Genomic DNA, 23,686 nt, shown 5'->3' with positions numbered 1-23,686 from the left:
CAATATGTTATGGATAATTCAATTTTTTTAGCAAAGTTTTGGGGTTATTACTTACTTATTTTTTTCGTTATACTAAGTTTTAATCCAAAAAGGATTAGGCAAATATTTAATGATTTAGAAGATCAAAAATTTCTGATTATTTTTTCTTTTTTAGCCATTATTATTGGATTGATAAATATTCTATTCCATAACATTTGGGAGCCTAATTGGAAACTTATAATTACTCTAATTGGTTGGTCATCATTGCTTATAGGGTTATCTCTTTTTAGTATTCCTAAGCAAACCATACATTGGTTAAAACTTGTAAATATTAGATTTGTACAGGCAATTTATACACTACTTTTTCTAATAGGTTTATACCTATTAAATATTGCATATGCTATTATGATAATTTAATTAAAAAGGATTATCTTAGAACTACATATGAAACGATAGGTTTCAATAATTTTTTTATTAATAACTAAAAACACCATAAAGATGAAAATGAATATTCAATTTGTTAACATGTCTACAAGTGAAACTATGGAAGCTTATACAGAAAAAAAGCTAGATGGTTTGGTTAAAAAATTCGAAACAATTATTAAAGCAGATGTGTTTTTTAAAAAGGAAAATGATTCTAAAAACAAAGGCGTAATTTGTGAAATAGAATTAAGTGCACCAGGACCAAGATTATTTGCATCTTCAAATGAAAAAAATTACGAGCTTGCTGTAAAAAATACTATTTCAGATTTAGAAAAGCAATTACAAAAGAGAAAAGCAATTACAAAACCTTATCTGTAAATACAGATAAATGCTCGGTTAAATTATTATCAGGCTAATAAAGACTTTTTTTAGTCTGATAATAATTCTGCAACAGATGTGCTTTATCTTTCTGATAGATATTTAGCTCTTTATTAAGGAGAATCTAAGAAATTTAGAGGTCCATTTTATACTTAAAAAGTAACACATTCTATTTTAAAACCATATAGATAAAATAAATTTATAGGTAAAAATCTCTTCTAGGAAGATTATGGAATAGGAAATGTAATTAAGAATTTATTAAAAACAAACATCATGAAAAATATACTTTTACCTACAGATTTTTCAGATAACTCATGGAATGCAATTCAATATGCAATTCAATTATTTAAGGACGAAAAATGTAATTTCTTTATAATGAATACTTATACACCAATGATTTATGATGTAGAGTATATGAACCCAGGTGTTGAAGGTTTTAATTTAGTTGATGTTGTAAAAAACACATCAGAGGAAGGACTTGATAAACTTCAACAAAAAATTGAAAATCAATTTAAAAACCCAAACCATACGTATCGTAAAATAGCTTCATTTAATACTTTAACAAATGAGATAGAAGAGTTGCATAAAAAACATGTAATGGATCTTATTGTAATGGGAACCAAAGGAGCAACGGGTTTAACCGAAATTTTATTTGGTTCTAACACCGTGCATATCATTAAAAATGCAAAATGCCCAGTGTTAGCAATACCAAGTAATTATGCTTTTGAAGCTCCTAATGAAGTATTATTTCCTTCGGACTATGAAGTTTCTTTTAATGAAAAACAAATAAAGTTAATTGTAGATATTGGCCTTTCTAATAGTTCTAGAATAAATATAATAAACACTACTTATGGTGATGATTTATCTAAAAATCAAATAGAAAATAAACAGAAGTTAGATAAAATATTAAAAAATGTTACCCATTTATTCTATAGTGTAAGCAACCAAAGTGTAACAGGTGCAATTTCTGAATTTCAATTAAAAATGCGAATAAATCTGTTAGTGATGATAAACAATAAGCATTCTTTTTTCGAAAATCTATTTTTTAAATCAACTATTAGTCAAATAGGTTTTCACTTAAATGTACCTTTCTTAGTAATTCCTTCAGGGGAAAAGACAATCTAATTTAGATGATATTAATCATTTTATAAGCTTGTTATTTTAGGTAAATTAGGGGTAGATAAGTTTTTTAATGTAGAATTTAATACTATTTATGATGAAAATTAAACATGTAAATACAAGTTATATAAAATGGTTAAGTGCAGAAGAAATGCATAATGATTCTAAAGAATGGCGTTTAGAATTAGAATTTTTAAATGATGAATATCTCTTTTTCGAAGACTTAATAAAATGGAACACGCTTCAGTTAATCGATTTTCAATCTTATGGTAAGAGTAAAGAAATTATTGAGAAATTAAGTAACTCTATAAAGACCAATGATGCATTAATTCAATTGGTTCAAAAACATGAAAATAGCCTCGAAGTTATAGATATTAAGGCTGATAAACAAAAAGAAACTTATAAGAACGAGCATAAAACACTACTTATTTTATTTAAAAATCACTTAAAAGAACATAGAGAGTTAAAACTAAATTTATTTGATATTTTAAAAAAGATAAAGAAGACAGAAAAACAAAAACGAATTATAGATGTGGAGTAAAGAAATAGTAAGATAAAGCTGCGTAAAATTGATTTGAAAAAGTTGGATCCACCCTTTCTTAGGGTGGATTTTTTTTTGCTTTAAACTGTTTTTTAAACTACTATAGTATTGTTGTTTAGGTTATTATGGATTTTTTTTGTTAAAATAATCCCAAAATGTATTCATTTAACTTCTAGTTAAAATAACAAAAGCAATTTTTTGTAACTTCCAACATCAATTTAAAACCGACTTTCTATGCCAAATTATACACTTCATATTAACGGAACAGCCCGAAAAGTATCTGCAGATGCAGACACTCCATTGTTATGGATTTTAAGAGATGAATTCAATTTGGTAGGTACAAAATTTGGTTGCGGTATTGCACAATGTGGTGCTTGTACAGTTCATATAGATGGTGTTGCAACAAGAAGTTGTCAAATGCAAGTTTCTATTTTAGATGATGTAAAAATTACCACTATAGAAGGGTTGTCAACTGATGGTAAACATCCAGTACAAGAAGCTTGGAAAGAGATTGATGTGCCACAATGTGGATATTGCCAAGCGGGACAAATAATGACTGCTTCTGCTTTTTTATCAGAAAATAAAAATCCTTCAGAAGAAGAAATTAGAGAAGCCATGCACGGTAATATTTGTAGATGCGCTTCTTATAATAGAATTGAAAAAGCGGTAAAAGTTGCTGCAAATAAAATGTCTTAATCATAAAACTACTTCACAAAATGGAATCTATATCAAAAAATAATTTTAGTAGAAGAAACTTTTTAAAGACATCAGTTTTAGCAAGTGGTGGTTTATTAATTGGGTTTAATTTATTAACAGCTTGTAAACCAGAAGCAGTAATGCCTGTGGATATTACAAAATTAAACTTCAATGATTTTAATGCATTTATCAAAATTTCTGATGATGGCTATGTCACTATTTTTTCTCCGAACCCAGAAATAGGGCAAGGTGTAAAAACAGCAATGCCAATGCTTATTGCAGAAGAATTAGATGTAGAATGGAGTAAAGTTAACGTAGCTCAAGGTAATTTAGACACTAATAATTTTACCAGACAATTGGCTGGTGGAAGTCAGTCTATTCGTTTTGGTTGGGATGCTTTAAGGCAAACAGGAGCAACTACTAAACAAATGTTGATAAACGCTGCAGCTACAAAATGGGGTGTAAATGCCAATACGTGCAAAGCATCAAAAGGAATTATTACCAATGCCAATGGAGACACATTAGGTTATGGAGATGTTGTTAAAGAAGCTGCATTATTAGAAGTTCCGGAGAATGTAGTGTTAAAAGAAACGAAGGATTATACCATTATTGGTCAAGAAATTGTAAATGTAGATATTGATAAAATTATCACTGGAAAACCACTTTTTGGGTTGGATTATAAAACAGATGGAATGATGATTGCATCTGTTTTAAGACCACCAGCTTTCGGGCAAATATTAGAAAGTTTTGATGCCACAGCCGCAAAAAAAGTAAAAGGTGTAATTGATGTTATTACCATAGGTGATAAAGTAAGAAAGTATAATGAATCCGGTAAGAAAAACTGGACATTTACCATGTCTGAAACAGATAAGGTGGTTGTTATTGCAGAAAATACTTGGGCGGCAATAAAAGGAAAAAAAGCACTTACTGCAATTTGGAAAGAAGATAGTAATTTAGAATCTACAGAAAGCCATGATACAGTTTTAACCGATATTTTAGATGGAAAAAAACTAAATACAAGAAGAGAAGATGGAGATGTAAAAAAGGCTTTTGCCACTGCAGATAAAGTGATTGAAAAAACATATCATTCTCCTTTTTTACCACACAATTGTATGGAGCCCATGAATTTTTATGCTGATGTTACATCAGAAAAAATACATTTAGCGGGACCTGTACAAACACCAGAATTTGCAGCAAATGTAGTTGCAGATTTATTAGATTTTGATATCGAAAAAATCTCTTTAGAAATGACCAGAATGGGTGGTGGTTTTGGTAGAAGATTGTACGCTGATTTTGTGTATGAAGCTGCAGAAATATCTAATGCAATTAAGAAACCGGTAAAATTGGTTTCTACCAGAGAAGATGATATGACAACAGGTGTTTACAAACCTGCTGTAAAATATAGAATAAAAGCAGCTTTAAAAGACGGTAAAGTAATAGGCTATCATTTAAAAGAAGCTGCGGTAAATGGAAATATGTATGGATTGATTCCTAACTTTTTTCCAGCAGGGTGTATTCCTAATTATAAAGTAGAAACGGGCAGTTATAATAGTAATATTACTACAGGAGCTTGGAGAGCACCTTATACTAATTTTTTAGCGTTTGCAGAACAAAGTTTCTTTGATGAATTAGCATCAGAATTAAATGTAGATACCATTCAATTACGTTTAGATTTATTACAGAATGTAAAAGGCACTACCGATAATAAAATAGAATATTCTGGTCAAAGAATGGAAGACACTATTAAGTTAGTGAAAGAAAAAGGAAATTGGGGCAAAACAGAAGAAGGAGTTTACCAAGGTTTTTCTGCTTATTATAGTCATAATACACACGTTGCAGAAATTGCTGAAATAGTGTTAAAAGATGGTTTTCCTGTAGTTAAAAAAGTAACTGTTGCCGTAGATTGTGGTATTGTTGTAAACCCAACAGGAGCAAGAAACCAAGTAGAAGGTGGTGTTTTAGATGGAATAGGGCATGCTATGTATGCAGGTTTCTCTTTTAAAGACGGAAAACCAAATGCAAAAAACTTTGATACATATCGTTTAATTAGAATGCAAGAAACGCCAAAAGTAGTAGTTCATTTTGTAGAAAATGATTTATCTCCAACCGGATTAGGAGAACCAGGTTTACCACCAGCAGGAGGCGCAGTGGCAAATGCAATTAACGCTGCATTGGGTAAGAGACTATATCGTCAGCCTTTTGTTAATGAATTGAATAAGAGTGAAATTTTAGGATAGTTAAAAGCATTATTAAAGTAAAATGAAAATCGCCAAAATAAATTAATGTTTTGGCGATTTAACAAAAGTGAGGGTAACTTTTATTTGTTAAAAATTATAGGGATTTCTTAACATGTTACTTCTCTAATATCTTTAAGGTAAAAATGTTTTTCTACTACAAATTTAATTCATTAGGTATTAGAAAAAATATTAATTCGTTAAAAAGAACATAACTTTCTGTGAATTGTTTGTGATTATCGGTGAAAAGTTAAACTTTAAGATGCATTTTTTGAATAAAATTCAATTATTATTAATAAATAAGGCATAGTTTTTAAAAGAACTAATTCTATTATTCTACATCAATTGATAGCTTCTTAGAAATAAACTGACCATCTGCAGTAATTCCTTCAACAAATAGATTCACATTTTTTTGATCCGTATTTTTAAATGTTACTTTTAAAGTTCCGTCTTCTTGAATTTTGTTCTTTGGGAGCCAATCTATAACACCATAACTTCTATAAAATGAGTTTTGATAATTTTTATATTTTGGCACATAAAACTTTTTAGAAGAGCTAAATGTAATAGGGAAATTAAACTTTCTTACAGTCTTTTTTTTATTTACGGAATTTAATAAAGGATCTGTTTGTATTCTTATAACACCCCCAGCACCATATGCTAGACCACCAGATAAATCTCGTAAATTAATGTCTATATATTCCACATTATAAAGATTATAGTAGAATAATAAACGTCTACTTGTTACTTGAAAACCATCTAAAAAGAAAGTTATTGGAGATTTATTTGAGCGATTTATTGCTACTATTTGTCCAGATTTAAAGTCGTCGTAAGCATAAATACCAGGTTTAAAACCTATAAAATTCGCAAGTGTTCGGTTTTTATCAAAATCATTTAATAGGAAGAAACTTCCCATAGATTGGTTTCTGAGTTTTTCAATTCTTTGTTCTTTTAAGTTTACTTTTACAGAAATTTCATCTAAAGTATTTTTTTTATTTAAAAAATAAAAATTAGAAAAATCTTCAATTTTAGGATCACTGTAGTATATTTTAGATTCTAAGACCTCTTTTGTTTCGTTTAGTTTTGGGATATTGTTAGGAAAATATTGAATATAAAGAGGAGGTCCTTCAAGTTTCTTTTTTTTATTTATTTTTGAAATGAATAGATTCTCATTATTCATAGGGAAATAAGAATACAATTGAAAAGATTTTACTTCTTCTTTAAAACTTAAAATATTTCCATTTCTATTAGATAAATGATGAATTAAATAATCACTTTCGTTTTCAACATTAGGAATATTTACTTTTATACTTATTCCTTTTTCAAATTGATGTATTCTGTTTTGTTCTTTATCTGTGATAGATTTCCAATCAAAACTACTCCAACCTTGAGTAATCAACAGATTGTCTAAATCATATTTTTTTTGGTCGTTGATGTTTTTAAAATAATAGCCTCCATTTTCTACAATGCCTTTTAAATAAGGGTTTAAAAGTGTTTGAGAAATGATATTTGAACTTTTATTATAAGATTTAGTTCTTTTTGGAAGTATAGAAATACTTGCATTACTATTTTTAAAATTAATTTTATCATCAAATTTTAAATAAACTTCTAAAGAGTCTTTTACTGTTTTTACAGAAGTTTTATTAAAATCTAAAAGAGGTAATCCTTCGTAATTAAAAAATAATCTTTCGGCTATAGGGTTGTTTTGGTCATCAACTAAAGTAAAAATATTTACTCCATAAGCTAAATTATCAAGTTTTATATTTTTAATTATAGAGGTATTTTTTACGAATTTAATTTTTAGTTTATTTATTTTTTCACCGTTATGAAAATTCAAAAAATAATCTTTGTTTTTAATTTTTGGCAAGGAATTTTTATTGGTAATTAAAGAAACAAAGATCTCTTCTTGGTTTTTTGTAATTTTTAGTAAAATGCCATTTATTTTGGTATTTGTATTAATAGGTTTCGTTATTTTTTGTCCATTAAATTTTATACTAGCATAGTATTTTTTGTTTTTTTCAATAGTAAAAGACGTTCTACCAATACCTAATTTATTTAATTTAAAATCTCCTATTATAAGGTTGTTTTCTAGTATTTCTCCAGAAATATTAGGAATTCCATATCCTAAACTATCTTTTGCAATTATACCAATTGTGTTGTGAACATTATTTAAAAAAGTACCACTTTCAGGTAAAAACTGAATGTCGATTTTATCATTTTCAGTAATGTTGATTTTTTTATTTGGTTTACCAGGAGCAATAATTTTAATTGTTTCTATAAAGTAATTTTGTTCCTTAAAGTTTAACATCCAGTTTGTGTATGTCTTAACCTTATAGCTTCCTGTTGTAAAAACGGAATCTATTTTAAAACTACCGGATGCAATACCGTTTTCAACTTTTACCAGTTTTTCTTTTAAAACATTATCTTTTTTATCTGTAATAACACAGTAAAGATTGGTTGTTAAAAGAGAGGGTTTTTTTGTTTTTTTATTGAAAACATAAGAAGTAAAACCTATTTCTTCCCCTTTAATGTAGGTCGATTTATTTAGATGAGAATACACCGTTTCTTTATAATCTAACGGAACATTTTTATCAATGTTTTGATTGATTTTACTTTGTCCTTGAAAAAGAAGAATTGAAAAAAAAATAAAATAAAGTGTTGCTGTAAGCTTTTTGCTAAGTTGTTTTTTTTTCATAGTTTTTTTCAGAATTAGCATCAATATTCATGCCGTATTTGAATAAAATGTAAGTAAAATTGATTTTTATTATGTGTTTATTAGTTTTTTATGAAAAATTAACTAATTTTTCATAATTCTAAAAATTATGTGATAATAAAAAAGCCATTGACTTTCAGATGAAAATCAATAGCTTTTAACTATTTGTATTTTTAGTGATTAACTTACTTGTTGTCCGTTTTTAACTTCTTTTTCTGGTTCTACAAATGCTAATTTCCCATCAGGAGTATCTGTCATTAAAATCATTCCTTGGCTTTCTACACCTCTTATTTTTCTTGGCGCTAAGTTTACCAAAACAGACACTTGTTGCCCAATAATATCTTCTGGCTTAAAACTTTCTGCAATACCAGAAACAATTGTTCTTGTATCTATACCAACATCAACTTTTAGTTTTAAAAGCTTTTTAGTTTTTGCTACTTTTTCTGCTTCTAAAATAGTACCAATTCTAATATCTAATTTGGTAAAATCATCAAAGTCAATCGTTTCTTTTTGAGGTTCTACCACTTTGTTTTCTTGTTCGTTGGCAATTTTTGTAGCTTCTAATTTTTCAATTTGAGCTTCTATCGTTTTATCTTCAATTTTAGAAAATAATAATTCAGCTTTATTTATTTGATGATTTTCTGCAAGTAAAATATCTTTTTCAGTAATATCTGTCCAAGAAAGTGTTTCATCAAGATTTAAAATACCTTTTAATTTTGCTGATGTAAAAGGGATAAAAGGTTCTGAAGTTACAGCTAAAGCCGCAGAAATTTGTAACGCAACATACATAATTGTTTGTACACGTTCTGCATCTACTTTTATCACTTTCCAAGGTTCTTCATCTGCTAAATACTTGTTACCAAGTCTTGCTAAATTCATTAATTCTTGGCTAGCTTCTCTAAATCTGTAACGTTCTATAGATTTACCAATAATATTCGGAAACTCTTTTACAGCAGCTAAAACATCTTCATCTACTTCAGTAAAATCATTTGGTTCAGGTACAATTCCTTCATAATACTTGTTAGTTAAAACCACAACTCTGTTAATAAAATTACCAAAAATGGCAACTAATTCGTTGTTGTTTTTTGCCTGAAAATCTTTCCAAGTGAAATCGTTGTCTTTACTTTCTGGAGCGTTTGCTGTTAAGGTATAACGTAAAACATCTTGCTGATTTGGAAATTCTTCTAAATACTCATGCAACCAAACCGCCCAGTTTTTAGAAGTCGATAATTTATTTCCTTCTAAATTTAAAAATTCATTGGCAGGTACATTATCAGGTAAAATATAATCTCCGTGCGCTTTTAACATCGCAGGGAAAATAATACAGTGAAAAACAATATTGTCTTTTCCTATAAAATGAACAAGTTTCGTATCGTCTTTTTTCCAATAGTCTTCCCAGTTTTTTCCTTCTCTCGCAGCCCATTCTTTGGTTGATGAAATGTAACCAATAGGTGCATCAAACCAAACATATAAAACTTTGCCTTCTCCGCCTTTTACAGGTACAGGAATTCCCCAATCTAAATCTCTAGTTACGGCTCTTGGTCTTAAACCATCTTCTACCCAACTTTTTACTTGTCCGTAAACATTAGGTTTCCAATCTTTTTTATGACCTTCTAAAACCCATTCACGTAAAAAAGCTTCGTGTTTATCTAAAGGTAAAAACCAGTGTTTTGTTTCTTTTAAAGTAGGAGTATTACCAGTAATAGCAGATTTAGGGTTGATTAAATCTGTTGCGTTATGACTTGTTCCACAGCTTTCGCATTGATCACCGTAACTTTCTTCGAAACCACATTTTGGGCAAGTTCCTACCACAAATCTATCTGCTAAAAATTGATTTGCTTCTGCATCGTACAATTGTTCAGAAGTTTCTTCTATAAACTCACCATCATTATACATCTTTGTAAAAAACTCTGAGGCAGTTTTATGATGAATTTCTGCTGAAGTTCTCGAATAGTTGTCAAAAGAAATTCCGAAATCTTCAAAAGATTTTTTGATGATTCCGTGGTATTTATCGATAATTACTTGCGGAGAAACTCCTTCTTTTTTTGCTCTCATTGGTATGGCAGCACCATGCTCATCAGAACCAGAAATATAGGCAACGTCATTACCTGTTAATCGTAAATAACGTGCATAAATATCTGCAGGAACGTAAACGCCTGCTAAATGCCCAATATGTATTGGACCGTTTGTATATGGTAATGCGGCAGTAATTGTATATCTTTTAGGAGCACTCATGTGTTCTGTGTATTAATTATGTACTGATTTTTGAAGTGCAAAAGTACGAAAAAGAGACTTTTAAAAACCATTGAAAATTGATACATTTACAGGAAATAGATTTTTACTAGATTAGAACCCATAAATAAGACATATTTTGAATAAAAAAACACTTTTTACACTTGCACTCTTTATGATTTTTTCAACAATATATGCACAAGAAAAATTAATTACACCAGCTTATTTACAACCAGGAGATACGATTGCAATTCTTGCACCTGCTGGAATTTTAAAAAATAGAGAAGCAACGATATATAGAGCTAAAAAATTGGCCGAAAGTTGGGGTTTAAAAGTGATTTTAGGAAAACATATTTTTAATCAAAATAGTCATTTTGCTGGTACAGATAACGAAAGAGCAGAGGGTTTTCAAAATGCATTAGACAACCCAAATATTAAAGCAATTTGGTCGGGTCGTGGCGGTTACGGTTCTGTGAGGGTTTTAGATAAATTAGATTATACTGCTTTTCTAAAACAGCCTAAATGGATTATTGGGTATTCAGATATTACAGCTTTTCATAGCCATATTCATAATTTAGGCGTAGAAACGATGCATGCAATGATGGGGACAAGTGTAGATGAGAAACCAGCGTTAATTGTAGAAACAGTAGCTAGTTTTAAAACAGCAATTTTTGGCAAGCAATTAAAGTACACGATTCCTTCTTCTAATTACAATAAAAATGGAGTGGTAAGCGGACAAATAGTAGGAGGAAACCTTGCATTATTATCCTCTATGTTGGGATCCAACAGTCAGACAGATACCAGTGGAAAGATTCTTTTTATTGAAGAAATTGGTGAGTATAAATATTCTATAGATAGAATGTTACAAAGTTTAAAGCGTGCTGGTTATTTTGATAATTGTGCGGGTTTAATTATTGGTGATATTTCTAAAATCAAGAGTAATTCTACTAATTGGGGTAGCTCTATAGAACAACTTGTTTTAGATGTTGTAAAAGAGTATGATTTTCCTGTGATGTTTGATTTTCCTGCAGGACACGAACCAGATAATAGAGCTTTAATTTTTGGAAGGAATATTCAGTTAACTGTTGGCTCTGGACAGAGTTCTGTTGTTTTTACAGAATAGATTTTATTTTAAATAGAGAAGTATCTAAGTCATTGTAAAGTTTTAAAAAACGTTGTTTACGGTTTTCTTGTTGTTTAAATTCTTTGCCTTTAGAACCACCGATGATGTTTAACCATCTGTATTTTTGATGATTATGATTTTCTTCATTTAAATTGAAATCAATTTTTACAATTTCTTGTTTTATCTCTTCTGATGATAAAAGATTATTGATGTTGTTTATAAACAGTTTTATTTCAATTTTTAACTGATTGATTTCATCATCTGTAATAATTTTATCATTAGAATGCCTTAAGCACTCCGTTTTTAGAAATTCCAAATATTTAATTAAGGTTTCTTCACTCATAGTTTATAAAAGTAATCAATATTGTGTAAATTAACACATTGGTAATTTCATTTAATAATAATTTAAGGTTTAGTTATGACTGAAAACTGCCACTGAATACTGTAAACTCATAATATGGCAGAACACAACGAGCTTGGTAAAAAAGGAGAAAAATTAGCCATTGCGTTTTTGTTAAAAAACGACTATAAAATTTTAGAAACAAACTACCGATATTTAAAGGCTGAAGTAGATATTATTGCTCAAAAAGGAGGAGTATTAGCTGCTGTTGAGGTAAAGACAAGAAGTTCAGACTATTTTGAAGAACCACAAGATGCTGTAAAAGCTAAAAAGATTAAATTATTAGTTTCTGCAATCGATTATTATGTGGTAGAAAAAGATTTAGATGTGGAGGTTCGGTTTGATATCATTGCCATTATTCATCAAAAAAATAAAACAAAAATTGAGCATTTAGAAGATGCTTTTCTACATTTTTAATCGCAGGGCGATAGCCAAGTATTTAATACCCCATAATAGACTTCCCTATAAATGAAAAGTATTAGTATCGGAAGCATACTCCATGCCAGTGCAGTTTATCAAGGTTGTTTATTAAGTTTTTGACAATCGATATTTTATAGTGCTAAACGTATTTAGGTAAATCTAAATCTCAGAATTAATGGCGTAGATGTCTTTCTGAACATCGTAATTGTTTAATTCTAAAACAACTTTATAAAACGGTAAGTTTTAGTTTCGTTTTATGATGAAAAAAAACTTTTGGTTGGGTGTTTTCTTAGGTGTCTTGGGCATTGTGCTTTTTTCTTCTAAAGCGGTAATGGTTAAGCTTGCATACAAGTATAATGTAGATGCAATAACCATGTTGTTGTTAAGAATGTTATTTTCCTTTCCGTTTTACGTAGTGATTGCCTATTTATACCGAAATAAAAATAAGGAGATCAAAACTACCAAAAGTGATTATTATTGGGTGGTATTTTTTGGGGTAGTAGGTTATTATCTAGCAAGTTATTTCGATTTTGAGGGTTTAACTTATATTAAAGCGAGTTTAGAACGTATTATTCTATTTGTGTACCCCACAATTGTAATTTTATTAAATAGACTTTTTTTTAAGCAGCCGATTACTAAATTTCAAGCTTTAGCCATCTTTTTATCCTATTTAGGAATTGTAATTGCTTTTTCTGATGAAGTAGATGTTTCTGGAAACAACGTTTATTTAGGAGGCTTTTTTGTGCTTTTAAGCGCTATAACCTATGCTTCTTATTTGGTTGGAAGTGGTTGGTTAATTCCTAAATTCGGAGTTGTAAAATTTACAGCGTATGCCATGTTAGTTTCTTGTTTTTGTGTGTTTATACACTTTAGTTTTATGGGAGAAACAGATTTGTTTAATTTGCCTTGGCAAGTATATGGTTTCGGACTTTTAATTGCTGTTTTTGCAACGGTAATTCCTTCGTTTTTAGTAAGTACTTCTATAAAAATGATTAGCTCCTCAAATTTTGCAATTGTGGCTGGTGTTGGGCCAATATCTACTATTGTTTTAGCCTCTTTTTTCTTAGGAGAAAGATTAACGTTACTTCAGTTTTTAGGAGCATTTTTAGTAGTCATTGGTATTGTGATTACTTCTTTAAAGCAAGCAAAGAATAAGAAAACGTAATTACTTTAATGCTTCAATAATAGCTTTTCTTAAATCCTTGTCATTAGATTTTTTACTGCCACTATCTATGTATGCAATTTTCCCTTTTTTGTTGATGATAAAATAGGATGGATAAACTTGTTGTTTATTAAATTTCTGACTAACATCCATCGCAGAATAGGCTATTTTAAAGCTAAATGGATGCACTTTTAGCAATTTTTCTATAACAGGTTTTCTATCTAAAGCAGGTGCAATAAAAAGAATGTCATCTCTCTTTTTAAACTCTTCTACAAGGTTGTTTAACTTAGGAATATCTGTTAGGCAAGGCATGCAAGAGGTAAACCAAAATTTTAAAACAACTACCTTTTCTTTGGTGTCATTATTTGTTAATTGACTGCCGTCTGTAAGCCATAACTTAAAATCTGGAGCAGTATCATCAATTTTAAAAAACTGTTGACTTACAGCAGAAAAATGAATAAATAAAACTAAAAGAATAAGTAGTTTTTTAGTCATTATTTTTTATTAAAAAATAGTTTTACATCTTTAAAATGTTCTGGTTTTGCAATGATTTTTTTGTTAGCATCTAAAATAAAATAGCTAGGAGTAGAAACAATGTTGTAAGTTCTAGCAGTTTTATTTTCCCATTTATTTAAACCTAAAACATGGTGCCAATTTGGTAATGTTTTCTTGAAACTATTCCAACCGTAACTATCACTCTCCAAAGAATAAGCAATTACTTTTACTTGGTCGTTTTCGGCTAAAAAGGTATGTACTTGTGGTATTTCGGTTAAACAATGTGAGCACGTAGTACTCCAGAAAATTAATAGATAGTTTTCTGCATCATTTAATTTAGAAAGGGTTAATTGTTTGCCGTCTTCTTTCCATGAGAAATCTGGTGCAATTCGGCCAACTTCTGCAGCAAATAACGCCTCTTTGCTTTCTTTAAACTCTTTGTCTTGTAAGTTAGTAGGTAATTTATAATAATAGTTATCAAACAAATAATCTATTAATTCAAGGTTCATATCCGATTCAAACTGGTTGATTAAAAACTCAATGATTTCCTTTTTATAAGAAATGTTACCAATCTTAGAAAAAACTTTATCTACAGATTGTTTATATAATTTTTGTTGTGTTGCTGGATCTGGAGAGTAATTGATGTAAAAAACATAATCGGTAATTTTATCTGTAATAAAAGCAGAGTTTACTAGCGTTTTGTTATTAAAGTCTATAGGGTCAAAAAAAGAATCAATCATATTAGACATATAGTTCTCTGGAGTTTCTATTATCTCTGGAAGATTATTTCTTTTTGAGGCTTTAATAAAAGGCTGTACATACATTCCGTTTGAAGCTTCTAAATACTCTTTCTGAATATTATTTACCTTTTTTAAAGCCTCTTTGTATTCGTTTTTTAAATTTAAACCTTGGTTTTGTAAAACTGCAACTTGTATAGAGTCTAATGTTGCTTGTGCTGTAGAAATTGTATCTACATAATCCTTATACAACATGTTTTCTTTAGAAGTTGTATAAGTGACTGTTTGGTTTGCGTATTCTGGGTGAAAACCAAAATTTACATCTTCTTTATTAAAAACAAAATCTAGAAAACCTGCATTTTCCAACCTATACGTTATTCTATAAGAACCTACTTTTGTGTTTTCTGGAAGTGTAAAACTAAAGCTACCTATTGCTTGTTTTTTTCCTTGAATAGCAACAGAATCTATTTTAATTTTTGTGTTTTGTATAAACTTTTGTGTTGCTCCTTCTATTTTGTATAAAATAACCCAATCTGTATCTATTGTAGGAGACATGGTTCCGTTAACAGTATATTGTGCTTGTGCAAATGAAGAAATTAAGAATATAAGAGCGAGTATTTTTTTCATCTTTCTAAATTGATTTTTTGGTCTTGTTAAACTATTTTCAAGAAGCATACCAAAAGTACTATTTCTCTATTTTAAAGTCTTATTAATAATTTAAAGCTTCAAAATAATTAATAATAGCTTCTTTCATTAATACCGTTTGTTCACCAGGTTTTAAGTTTGGTAACTCTGTTAGTGTTTTATAATGTGGCCAAGTATCATCATCATAATAATCGAATTCGTAATAGCCATAAGGTTCTAAAAGCTTACAAATGGCAATATGCATAAGGTTTACTTTTTCGTCTTTTTTAAATTCTCTTTGTCCTTGTCCTAATTCTTGTACACCAATTAAATAGATAATTCCATCCATATTTAATTCGTCTCCATCTGCAAATTGATTGGTTAATTTACTAACTAACAATTCCCATTTTTCTTTTAAGGTGAGTGTTTTTGGCATCTTACTTTTTTTATAAGTTGTAAAGATACAACTGGCATTTTTAAATTGACAAAAAATTATGTAGGTTTGATAAAATTAATTTCATGAATATTTTTGACATTGTTATAGTTTCTTTATTACTTTTTGGTTTTGTTAGAGGGTTATTAAAAGGCTTATTTGTTGAAGTTGCTTCTTTGGTAGGACTTATTGGTGGTGTGTATGGTGCAATTCATTTCTCTTATTTTGTTTCAGATTTTTTAAAAGAGTATGTTTCTTGGAATCCAGAATATATTTCTTTAGCGGCTTTTGCCGTTACTTTTGTTATAATTATTTTAGTAATTGCACTGCTAGGAAAAGCATTGACTAAAATAGCAGATTTTGCTTCTTTAGGAATTTTAAATAAAATATTGGGAGGTGTATTTGGCGCCTTAAAAATAGGATTGATATTAAGTGTTGTTTTCATTTTTTTTGGAAAAATGAATGATACAATTCCTTTTGTAGAAAAGGAAACATTGCAAGAATCTATTTTATATGCTCCAGTAAAAAAGGTAGCACCTACTATTTTTCCATCAATAATAAAGGAAGAAGAACAAGATAAAGCTTTATAAAAATTGGATAAACTTTACGGCAATAAGAAACCCAAGGAATTTTCCTTGGGTTTTATTTTTTAATCCAAATGATAAATTTTCATAATATCATTTAGGTATTTTTCGAAATCAATTTTTAGATCAATTAATTTACCTGTATGTACATCAAAAACCCAACCATGTACCTTTAAACCACGATCTCTATATGCTTTCTGTACAGCCGCTGTTTTAATGAGGTTTACACATTGTTCTTTTACGTTTAATTCTACCAAACGTTCGTATTTTTTTTCTTCGTTTTCAATAGCATTTAATTCTGTAGCATGAATTCTATACACGTCTCTAATATTACGTAACCAAGGGTTTAAAATACCAAGATCTGCAGATTGCATAGCTGCTTTAACGCCACCACAACCATAATGGCCACAAACAATAACATGGCTTACTTTTAAATGATCTACGGCATAATTAATTACAGACATTACGTTTAAGTCTATACTAATAACCATATTCGCAATATTTCTATGCACAAAAACTTCTCCAGGTTTTGCTCCCATTAGTTCTTCTGCGGTAGCTCTACTGTCTGAACAACCAATGTATAGTAACTCTGGTTTTTGACCTTTCCCTAATTCTTCAAAATAGTTTTTATCTGTAGCTAATTTTTCTTTAACCCAATTTTCATTGTTCTTAAATACAGTTTCTAAGTTCATTATTAAAGTTTTAGTTAGTATTTTTTAGTTTATACTTTTTCTAATTGCACATTTATATATGATTATGCTGTGCATTAATAATGGAAAGGTAATTATTATAACTTAATAAAAGAGGCTTGTGCTCCCTCTTTTATTAAGCTGTTTTATTTTTTAATTGATAAAATTAACAGATCCATCATTAATATTGTACATAGCTCCAACAATCATAATTTCACCACTTTCTTCCATTGTTGTTAAAACTTCACTCTCGCGTCTAATTCTTTCAATGGTTAATTCTACATTTCTGGCAGCAACATTATCCACAAAATCTAAGTTAGATGATGTTCTAGAACTAGCTTCTTTTGGCTCTAAAACAGCGTTTACGGCTGGTTTAATATTGTTAAGCATTGCAGTTAAGTTTCCTAATTTTGCATTGTCGCAAGCACCTTTTATGGCACCACAACTTGTGTGTCCTAGAACTACAACAAGTTTTGTTCCAGCAAGTTTACAACCAAACTCCATAGATCCTAAAATATCTTGGTTTACAAAGTTACCTGCAATTCTAATACTAAAAATATCTCCTAAACCTTGATCAAAAATTAACTCTGCAGAAACTCTAGAGTCGATACAACTTAAAATTGTAGCAAAAGGAAATTGACCTGTACTTGTATCATTTACTTGTTCTAATAAGTTTCTATGTGCCTTTAAGTTATCTTGAAATCTTTGGTTTCCTTCTGTTAAAAAATTTAACGCTTTTTTAGGCGTCATTGTTGCTTGTGTTTCTTTAGTATGTGCTTTCATGTTCTTTATGTTTTGTATTAAAGAAACGTTTGTTTCAATAATTATTTGTTTTAAAATTTAGCACCGTTATCTATTACCTTACAGTACTTGTAGTTTAGGTGCTATTTGGTTTTTATATTCTTTTTTAGTCGACTTAGTTTTAACTTAAACTAATGCTAGACTTTGGATTTTCCTTAAAGAAATTAATAAAACTTTTTGGGTTTTCTACTGTTCCTCGTTTAGATATAAGTTTAATGTCAATATTTCTTTCTTTGGCTTTGTATAAAAAGTCTTCAAGAATTTCTATAATATCATTATCTAAATACCTTGTTTTAATAAGGTCTATTTCCAAGTAAGAATCCCCAGGTAAGCTGTCTAATTCTTTTAAAATTGCTCCTTTATTAAAGAAAGTTACTTCTTCTGCTAAGGTCATTTTTATCTTATGTTTACCGTTACTATTGTCTTCAATGTGAAGAAAGTGAGAGTTTTGGTAACTTTTTAATAAGATCACAACAATTCCTACTAAAAGACCTAAAGCAATTCCTGATAATAAATCTGTAAAAACAATACCTACAACCGTAACTATAAAAGGAATAAACTGTTTCCAACCTAATTTATACATTTGTTTAAAAAGAGCTGGTTTTGCTAATTTGTATCCTACAACTAAAAGAATTGAAGCTAATACGGCTAATGGAATTTTATTTAATAAAGTAGGAATTAAAACTACTGATATCAATAATAAAATACCGTGTAAAATGGTAGATAATTTTGATTTTCCACCAGATTGTACATTGGCAGAACTTCTTACAATTACTTGCGTAATTGGTAACCCACCAATTAAACCAGAAATAATGTTACCAGTTCCTTGTGCCAATAATTCTCTATTGGTTGGTGTTACATTTTTGTCTGGATCTAATTTATCACAAGCTTCTACACTTAATAAAGTTTCTAAACTAGCTACCAAAGCAATTGTAAATGCTACAATCCATACTTCATGTTGAAAAATAACTGAAAAGTTAGGAAAACTAAACTGCCCTACAAAAGAACTTAAATCTTCTGGAATTGGTACACTTACCATATGTTTACTAGCAATTGAAAGTGTTTCATCACCTAGAGTAAGCGTATAAAATATAATTCCTGCAACCACAGCAATAAATGGGCCTTGTATAACTTTAAATATTTTTGCTTTCTTACTTAAAATAATGTCCCAAAAAAGTATAATTGCTAAACTTAAAAAACCTATTAAAGCAGCTCCTGGGTTTATGTTACTAAACATTTTAACAAGCTCAGAAAATGTATTTCCACCATCAATTTCAAAAAACTCTAGATCCCAAGCAGATTCTTCATCATAACCAAAAAAGTTTGGTATTTGTTTTAATATGATGATAATTCCAATACCGGTTAACATTCCTTTAATTACTGATGAAGGAAAATAATAACCAATAACTCCTGCTTTTAAAAAGCCAAAAATTATTTGAATAATTCCACCTAAAACTACAGCTACTAAGAAGTTTTCATAACTACCTAAAGTAGCAATGGCAGTTAATACAATAGCAGCTAAACCTGCTGCAGGTCCACTAACACCAAGCTTAGAGCCACTTAGTCCTCCTACAACAACACCACCAACTATACCTGCAATTACTCCAGAAAATAATGGTGCACCACTTGCTAATGCAATACCTAAACACAATGGTAATGCTACGAAAAACACTACAATACTTGCAGGTAAGTCGTTTTTAATATTTTTAAACATATGTAATATATTTTTACTCTATTCTTTTTAGAGTAGAGCTATTTGTTAAGTTTTATAAATTTTGTTTTTTTGTACAGAAGTTATAGTACAAACTTAGGTGGAGGAGTAACTATCTTTGGGTATTCAGAAATGTAGTTTTTAGATCTGTAACGTACATTTTTTATCTTCTGATTTTTTCTAAAAGAGATAGAAACATCAGAATAAGGAATAATTTTTACTTCTTTTAAAGTGTTTTTTCCATGATTTTCTTCTTCCTCATTCATGTTAATTAAGACAGAAATGTCTTGGGTACTGTCAATTAAACTAATTACTGTAGGCGTAATTAATAGGGAGGAAAATATCAATATAAAGAAAAGTGCTACTTTAACTTTCAAGTATTTTTTTTGCGAATTTAAGAAAGCTTTTTGTATTTAGTGTTAAAAAAAAATTAAATATCGTTTAATAACTTAATGTCTTCAGCGTGTATCCAACCTAATCTACCATCATTAATTTTAACTTTTTTCCATTCATCCACGCCATCTAAAACTATAATTTTAGTTCCCTCGTGCAACGTAAATATTTCCTCGGAGTTTAATGTAGGTGCATTTCTAACGTCTGTTTCTTCTGCAAAAACGATAGCTTCTTTATTGTTAAGCGCAAAATTATATTGATTATAAGTGATAAATAATGATGCAATAAGAAGTATAAAGCTAATAATACTTGTTGTAAAATAGAACCTTTTTTTAGTAGGTCCATCAGCAAAATAAAAGAGTAAAAATAAGAAGCTACCTAAAATCGAAAATACTACAACTACTATTGCCCATTGGTTGTAAGATAACTTTTGTAAATAATTTGCTTTAAATTTTTGTAAAACAGTTTTTGGCAATTCTTCTATATTATCTAATGCTAAACGTTGTGCAAAAACCAAGTTGTTTTTTACATCAGCATTTAAAGGATCTAATATTAACGCCTTTTCATAATAATAAATAGCTGGTCCAACTTTGTTAAGCTTGTAATAAGAATTACCTAAATTGTAATACAATTCTGATGATACTAATTCTTTAGTTTCTATTTGTTTGTAGAATTCAATTGCCTCGCTAAATTTACCATCTTTGTATAAGTTATTTGCAGAAACAAATAAGCTATCTACATTTTGTGCAGTAACCGAATTGGCAATTATCAACAATAAAAAAAATATTCTTTTCATTCGAAATAGTCTATATTGAAATACACCTAAAAGGTTTTTAAGCCTTTTAGGAAGTAGGTTATAATTGTTTATCTAATTGAACAATAACTTGTTTAGCACGCTCAAATTCAGCTTCCATTTCTGTATTTGTTATCTGTGAGTAACGTGCCATATCAGAATGTTTTAAAACTTCTATAAAATGAATAATTGTTGTTGGTTCAACTTTTTTATTTTCTAAAATTTCTGTAATTTTTTCTTTACTAATATCTGCTGTTTCAATACCTAATTTTGCCTTTAGGTAGTTGTGTAACGCTCTTTCTAAGGCTTCGTAAAAAGCTTCTTTTTTACCTAGTTGTTTTTGCGCTTCAGATAAATATTTTTTAGCTAATTTTTCTGCTTTTCTTAATTTATTTCCAATAAGGTCATTACTTCTTTCTTCTGCTTTTTTAGCAATAAAAACACCAATAGGAATTGTTATTAACGGCAACAATAACAAAATGTAAAACAAGTTAGACTTAAAGAAATCTTCTGTGTCTACAAGTTCTAAATTACTTTTTGTTTGTATGTATCTAAAATTATTACCTGTAGAAACCACATCTTGTTTTTGCGTAGCATTTGTATCTCTTGCAGGTTTTAATTCTTTTCCTTCTAAGACATCTACAAAGAAATCATCTGTTGTAATTGTATGGTACTTTCGTTCATTTGGGTTAAAGTAAGAGAAAGAAATATTCGGTATTTTATACTTTCCTTTATATTGTGGAACTACGGTATATAAATCTGATATTTCACCAGAAACTCCACTAGAATTTACCTGAACCTTTTCTTTTCTTTCTGGTTGATATTTTTCTAACTCAACAGGAGTTGTTACCTCTGGTAATTCAAACAACTTTAAATTTCCCTTACCAGAAACAGCCACTTTAATTTGAGAGCTTTCGTTTGCTTTTAAAACCTCTTTACTTAGAGTAACATCAAAATTAAAATCACCAACGGCACCTGTAAAGTTTGTTGGTTTCCCTTCTAAAGGAAGACTTCTTGGGTTAATTACTTTTTTAGCCGATGCAAATTCTTTTTGAACATTTCTTGTTATTACATTTCCAAAAAAATCTGCTCTACCTGTAGGAACGCCTATAACAATATCCATTTTCATGGGGTCTATTGTTAGATTTCCTGTTTTTGTAGGTATTAATAATGCTTTCTGAAGTACAATGTATCTATAATCTTCGCCATTGTATTTTCCCATTTTTACAGGGTAATTACTTATTTTAATGGCTTGGTTCCAAAAACCATTATATTGTGGTGCTTCTGTAACATTAGTATCGTACACACTAACATTTTCGCTAACATACAGTCTATATTCTACATAAATACCTTCTCCTACATAAGGTCTAGATTTAGAGATTTCTGCTACTAAATGAATGTTTTGTTGTGCAATATAATTTGGGTCATTTGGGTTTTTAGGAATATCTACAGCATCTAAAACTATAATTTTTATAGCTTCAGATTTTATGGTTTTACCAGAAATTTTAATACTAGCTTCTCCAATAGTTAATTCTCCCTTTTTATTTGGTTGAAGAACGTAAGTATAAGATTGTGAAAAACTTGTTTTTCCATTTACCCAAGACTGACTAACAGATTGGCTTGGGCCTCCTACTACTTTAAAATTAGTAAACTTAGGGGGAGAAAAGTTGTCTCCACCTTGTTTATTAATGGTAAACTCAATTCGTAAACGTTGGTTTACTGCCAATTTATTTTTACTTACAGTTGCTGTTAGGGTAGCTTCTTGAGCAGCTACAAAAGTGGTTACTAAACAAAATATAAGCATAAAGGCACCTCTAACTTTCCCCATTTGTGAGAGCCACTCTTGAGTTTTATTTATTATTTTAATTTTATAGGTATTCAATTTTGTACTTATTTTTTTAACAAACTAATTTTTAGAATATGATGTACGCTAGCTTCAATTAAGATTAAGGGTAGATTTCTACCAATCTTTTTCTTGTTTTACTTTTTTGCCTTTCGCTTTTTGAGCATTCATTTTCTTTTGAGTTTTCTTTTCCTCGTTATTTAAGCTTTCTAACAATTGCTTTACTTGTTCTGGAGACATTTTTCCTGGTTGAGGCTTAGGCTTTTCTTGTTCCTTTTTCTCATCTTTTTTAGGGTCTTTATTCTTGTCTTTTTCATCATCTCCCTTGCCGTCCTTATCCTTTTGGTCTTTTTGATCCTTGTCTTTATCCTTATTTTTATCTTTGTCGTCTCCTTCTTTCTTATCGTCTTTGTCTTTCTTGTCCTGATCTTTTTTATCCTTGTTGTCTTTGTTTTTGTCGTCTTTATTATCCTGATTTTCCTTTTCTAGTAAGGATTGAGCAACGGCTAAATTATAACGAGTTTCATCATCATTAGGGTTGTTTCTTAACGAATTTTTGTAGGCATCTACAGCAGGTTGATATTGTTTTTGCTCCATCATTGCATTACCAATGTTATGGTACGCTTCTGCTTTTGTAAATTTATCTTTTGCAGTTTCTGCGGTTAATTCGTATTGTGGTACCGCTTCTTTAAAATTATTATTTTCATATAAAGCATTACCTAAATTGTATGATGCTTTATCGTATTTTGTATTATTTGCTAATGATTTCTGATACGCAACTGAAGCATCTGTAAATTGCTTTTTACTGTATAAATCATTTCCTTGTCTTAACAACTTTCTAGCTTCTCGTTGTAAGGCAATAGAGTCTTTTTGTGCTAAAATTTCTTTCGGTGAAAATAGCATCAAGAAAACGATAAGGATGTACTGTAAGATCTTCATGTTATCTTTAACTTCTTTCATAATTTGTATCTTTTTACATAAAAGTAATGATTACAAAAGTAAGGTATTCAAAAAAAGAATTTTGTTAATAAGTTGTTATTTTTAAGGAGCCTAATATTCATTGTTTTAGGTTGCTTTTAATGAACTTATTGTATAATGAAGTGGTTTGTGATGAAAAATATTGTGTTTAATTTTCTACAAATAAAAACATCCAGTTTGCTCTATAA

The 23,686-nt window shown here is 29.4% G+C and carries 23 protein-coding genes; 10 read left to right on the top strand and 13 right to left on the bottom strand.

The window, feature by feature from the left end:
• The first annotated feature begins 9 nt into the window (after window positions 1-9).
• The 6 genes from H0I28_RS13545 to H0I28_RS13520 all read left to right on the top strand — a co-directional run bounded on the left by H0I28_RS13545 (window position 10) and on the right by H0I28_RS13520 (window position 5,373).
• Window positions 10-396: a hypothetical protein gene (locus tag H0I28_RS13545; RefSeq protein ID WP_218754802.1), complete on the top strand. Its 387-nt coding sequence runs from the start codon at window positions 10-12 to the stop codon at window positions 394-396.
• A gap of 81 nt (window positions 397-477) precedes the next feature.
• Window positions 478-780 carry a ribosome-associated translation inhibitor RaiA gene (gene raiA, locus H0I28_RS13540; RefSeq protein WP_068447682.1) on the top strand — a complete coding sequence of 101 codons (303 nt, stop codon included), beginning with the start codon at window positions 478-480 and terminating at the stop codon, window positions 778-780.
• A gap of 273 nt (window positions 781-1,053) precedes the next feature.
• Entirely contained in the window at window positions 1,054-1,905 is an 852-nt protein-coding gene (locus tag H0I28_RS13535; protein ID WP_218754801.1) for a universal stress protein, read from the top strand.
• 88 nt (window positions 1,906-1,993) lie between these two features.
• Window positions 1,994-2,440 carry a hypothetical protein gene (locus H0I28_RS13530; RefSeq protein ID WP_218731986.1) on the top strand — a complete coding sequence of 149 codons (447 nt, stop codon included), beginning with the start codon at window positions 1,994-1,996 and terminating at the stop codon, window positions 2,438-2,440.
• Between the two features lie 234 nt (window positions 2,441-2,674).
• The gene (locus H0I28_RS13525; protein ID WP_166383884.1) at window positions 2,675-3,136 is read left to right on the top strand and encodes a (2Fe-2S)-binding protein; all 462 of its coding nucleotides are present in this window, start codon (window positions 2,675-2,677) and stop codon (window positions 3,134-3,136) included.
• Between the two features lie 20 nt (window positions 3,137-3,156).
• Complete coding sequence (locus H0I28_RS13520; RefSeq protein WP_218759434.1) at window positions 3,157-5,373, top strand: molybdopterin cofactor-binding domain-containing protein; 2,217 nt, start codon at window positions 3,157-3,159, stop codon at window positions 5,371-5,373.
• A gap of 328 nt (window positions 5,374-5,701) precedes the next feature.
• Here the strand turns inward: H0I28_RS13520 and H0I28_RS13515 are convergent, their stop codons facing one another.
• Both H0I28_RS13515 and metG read right to left on the bottom strand, forming a co-directional pair.
• Window positions 5,702-8,062: a hypothetical protein gene (locus H0I28_RS13515; RefSeq protein WP_218759433.1), complete on the bottom strand. Its 2,361-nt coding sequence runs from the start codon at window positions 8,060-8,062 to the stop codon at window positions 5,702-5,704.
• 198 nt (window positions 8,063-8,260) lie between these two features.
• Window positions 8,261-10,315 (bottom strand): methionine--tRNA ligase, encoded by a 2,055-nt coding sequence (gene metG, locus H0I28_RS13510; RefSeq protein ID WP_218759432.1) that lies wholly within the window; start codon window positions 10,313-10,315, stop codon window positions 8,261-8,263.
• Window positions 10,316-10,487: 172 nt separating this feature from the next.
• Here metG and H0I28_RS13505 point away from each other — a divergent pair, with 172 nt between their 5' ends.
• Window positions 10,488-11,435: an LD-carboxypeptidase gene (locus tag H0I28_RS13505; RefSeq protein WP_218759431.1), complete on the top strand. Its 948-nt coding sequence runs from the start codon at window positions 10,488-10,490 to the stop codon at window positions 11,433-11,435.
• On the opposite strand, the gene H0I28_RS13500 is transcribed toward H0I28_RS13505, so the two are convergent.
• Window positions 11,425-11,778 carry a hypothetical protein gene (locus H0I28_RS13500; RefSeq protein WP_218759430.1) on the bottom strand — a complete coding sequence of 118 codons (354 nt, stop codon included), beginning with the start codon at window positions 11,776-11,778 and terminating at the stop codon, window positions 11,425-11,427. The two genes, H0I28_RS13505 and H0I28_RS13500, sit on opposite strands and share 11 nt — an antisense overlap.
• A gap of 114 nt (window positions 11,779-11,892) precedes the next feature.
• On the opposite strand from H0I28_RS13500, the gene H0I28_RS13495 reads away from it, so the two are divergent.
• Complete coding sequence (locus H0I28_RS13495) at window positions 11,893-12,252, top strand: YraN family protein (RefSeq protein WP_218731979.1); 360 nt, start codon at window positions 11,893-11,895, stop codon at window positions 12,250-12,252.
• Window positions 12,253-12,511: 259 nt separating this feature from the next.
• A complete protein-coding gene (locus H0I28_RS13490; RefSeq protein ID WP_218731978.1) occupies window positions 12,512-13,420 on the top strand; it encodes a DMT family transporter in 909 nt (302 codons plus the stop codon).
• Here H0I28_RS13490 and H0I28_RS13485 read toward each other — a convergent pair whose 3' ends face one another.
• The 3 genes from H0I28_RS13485 to H0I28_RS13475 form a co-directional block, all read right to left on the bottom strand.
• On the bottom strand, window positions 13,421-13,912 hold the full coding sequence (locus tag H0I28_RS13485; protein ID WP_218759429.1) for a TlpA disulfide reductase family protein: 492 nt from the start codon (window positions 13,910-13,912) through the stop codon (window positions 13,421-13,423).
• The gene (locus H0I28_RS13480; RefSeq protein WP_218759428.1) at window positions 13,912-15,276 is read right to left on the bottom strand and encodes a TlpA disulfide reductase family protein; all 1,365 of its coding nucleotides are present in this window, start codon (window positions 15,274-15,276) and stop codon (window positions 13,912-13,914) included. The genes H0I28_RS13485 and H0I28_RS13480 overlap by 1 nt, the downstream gene beginning before the upstream one ends.
• 82 nt (window positions 15,277-15,358) lie before the next feature.
• On the bottom strand, window positions 15,359-15,709 hold the full coding sequence (locus H0I28_RS13475; RefSeq protein ID WP_165731484.1) for a hypothetical protein: 351 nt from the start codon (window positions 15,707-15,709) through the stop codon (window positions 15,359-15,361).
• A gap of 83 nt (window positions 15,710-15,792) precedes the next feature.
• Here H0I28_RS13475 and H0I28_RS13470 point away from each other — a divergent pair, with 83 nt between their 5' ends.
• A complete protein-coding gene (locus tag H0I28_RS13470; protein ID WP_218759427.1) occupies window positions 15,793-16,296 on the top strand; it encodes a CvpA family protein in 504 nt (167 codons plus the stop codon).
• A 59-nt stretch (window positions 16,297-16,355) separates the two neighbouring features.
• Here H0I28_RS13470 and H0I28_RS13465 read toward each other — a convergent pair whose 3' ends face one another.
• The 7 genes from H0I28_RS13465 to H0I28_RS13435 form a co-directional block, all read right to left on the bottom strand.
• Entirely contained in the window at window positions 16,356-16,982 is a 627-nt protein-coding gene (locus H0I28_RS13465) for a carbonic anhydrase (RefSeq protein ID WP_218731975.1), read from the bottom strand.
• A 150-nt stretch (window positions 16,983-17,132) separates the two neighbouring features.
• Window positions 17,133-17,780 (bottom strand): carbonic anhydrase family protein, encoded by a 648-nt coding sequence (locus H0I28_RS13460; RefSeq protein WP_302850282.1) that lies wholly within the window; start codon window positions 17,778-17,780, stop codon window positions 17,133-17,135.
• Window positions 17,781-17,901: 121 nt separating this feature from the next.
• Complete coding sequence (locus H0I28_RS13455) at window positions 17,902-19,494, bottom strand: SulP family inorganic anion transporter (RefSeq protein ID WP_218754788.1); 1,593 nt, start codon at window positions 19,492-19,494, stop codon at window positions 17,902-17,904.
• 80 nt (window positions 19,495-19,574) lie between these two features.
• Entirely contained in the window at window positions 19,575-19,868 is a 294-nt protein-coding gene (locus tag H0I28_RS13450; RefSeq protein ID WP_218731972.1) for a hypothetical protein, read from the bottom strand.
• 53 nt (window positions 19,869-19,921) lie between these two features.
• Entirely contained in the window at window positions 19,922-20,680 is a 759-nt protein-coding gene (locus H0I28_RS13445) for an SH3 domain-containing protein (protein WP_218759426.1), read from the bottom strand.
• A 58-nt stretch (window positions 20,681-20,738) separates the two neighbouring features.
• Complete coding sequence (locus H0I28_RS13440) at window positions 20,739-22,559, bottom strand: BatD family protein (RefSeq protein WP_254712782.1); 1,821 nt, start codon at window positions 22,557-22,559, stop codon at window positions 20,739-20,741.
• Between the two features lie 78 nt (window positions 22,560-22,637).
• Window positions 22,638-23,480: a tetratricopeptide repeat protein gene (locus H0I28_RS13435; protein WP_254712781.1), complete on the bottom strand. Its 843-nt coding sequence runs from the start codon at window positions 23,478-23,480 to the stop codon at window positions 22,638-22,640.
• Between the last annotated feature and the right edge of the window lie 206 nt (window positions 23,481-23,686).

Origin of the sequence: Polaribacter sp. AHE13PA (assembly GCF_019278505.1) — a bacterium.
GTDB lineage: Bacteria > Bacteroidota > Bacteroidia > Flavobacteriales > Flavobacteriaceae > Polaribacter.
This window is presented reverse-complemented; position numbering and strand designations above follow the sequence as displayed.

Coding starts and splice junctions, on each gene's coding strand:
- H0I28_RS13545 (WP_218754802.1), top strand. CDS start 10: ATGGATAATTCAATTTTTTTAGCAAAGTTTTGGGGTTATTACTTACTT.
- raiA (WP_068447682.1), top strand. CDS start 478: ATGAAAATGAATATTCAATTTGTTAACATGTCTACAAGTGAAACTATG.
- H0I28_RS13535 (WP_218754801.1), top strand. CDS start 1,054: ATGAAAAATATACTTTTACCTACAGATTTTTCAGATAACTCATGGAAT.
- H0I28_RS13530 (WP_218731986.1), top strand. CDS start 1,994: ATGATGAAAATTAAACATGTAAATACAAGTTATATAAAATGGTTAAGT.
- H0I28_RS13525 (WP_166383884.1), top strand. CDS start 2,675: ATGCCAAATTATACACTTCATATTAACGGAACAGCCCGAAAAGTATCT.
- H0I28_RS13520 (WP_218759434.1), top strand. CDS start 3,157: ATGGAATCTATATCAAAAAATAATTTTAGTAGAAGAAACTTTTTAAAG.
- H0I28_RS13515 (WP_218759433.1), bottom strand. CDS start 8,062: ATGAAAAAAAAACAACTTAGCAAAAAGCTTACAGCAACACTTTATTTT.
- metG (WP_218759432.1), bottom strand. CDS start 10,315: ATGAGTGCTCCTAAAAGATATACAATTACTGCCGCATTACCATATACA.
- H0I28_RS13505 (WP_218759431.1), top strand. CDS start 10,488: ATGATTTTTTCAACAATATATGCACAAGAAAAATTAATTACACCAGCT.
- H0I28_RS13500 (WP_218759430.1), bottom strand. CDS start 11,778: ATGAGTGAAGAAACCTTAATTAAATATTTGGAATTTCTAAAAACGGAG.
- H0I28_RS13495 (WP_218731979.1), top strand. CDS start 11,893: ATGGCAGAACACAACGAGCTTGGTAAAAAAGGAGAAAAATTAGCCATT.
- H0I28_RS13490 (WP_218731978.1), top strand. CDS start 12,512: ATGATGAAAAAAAACTTTTGGTTGGGTGTTTTCTTAGGTGTCTTGGGC.
- H0I28_RS13485 (WP_218759429.1), bottom strand. CDS start 13,912: ATGACTAAAAAACTACTTATTCTTTTAGTTTTATTTATTCATTTTTCT.
- H0I28_RS13480 (WP_218759428.1), bottom strand. CDS start 15,276: ATGAAAAAAATACTCGCTCTTATATTCTTAATTTCTTCATTTGCACAA.
- H0I28_RS13475 (WP_165731484.1), bottom strand. CDS start 15,709: ATGCCAAAAACACTCACCTTAAAAGAAAAATGGGAATTGTTAGTTAGT.
- H0I28_RS13470 (WP_218759427.1), top strand. CDS start 15,793: ATGAATATTTTTGACATTGTTATAGTTTCTTTATTACTTTTTGGTTTT.
- H0I28_RS13465 (WP_218731975.1), bottom strand. CDS start 16,982: ATGAACTTAGAAACTGTATTTAAGAACAATGAAAATTGGGTTAAAGAA.
- H0I28_RS13455 (WP_218754788.1), bottom strand. CDS start 19,494: ATGTTTAAAAATATTAAAAACGACTTACCTGCAAGTATTGTAGTGTTT.
- H0I28_RS13445 (WP_218759426.1), bottom strand. CDS start 20,680: ATGAAAAGAATATTTTTTTTATTGTTGATAATTGCCAATTCGGTTACT.
- H0I28_RS13435 (WP_254712781.1), bottom strand. CDS start 23,480: ATGAAAGAAGTTAAAGATAACATGAAGATCTTACAGTACATCCTTATC.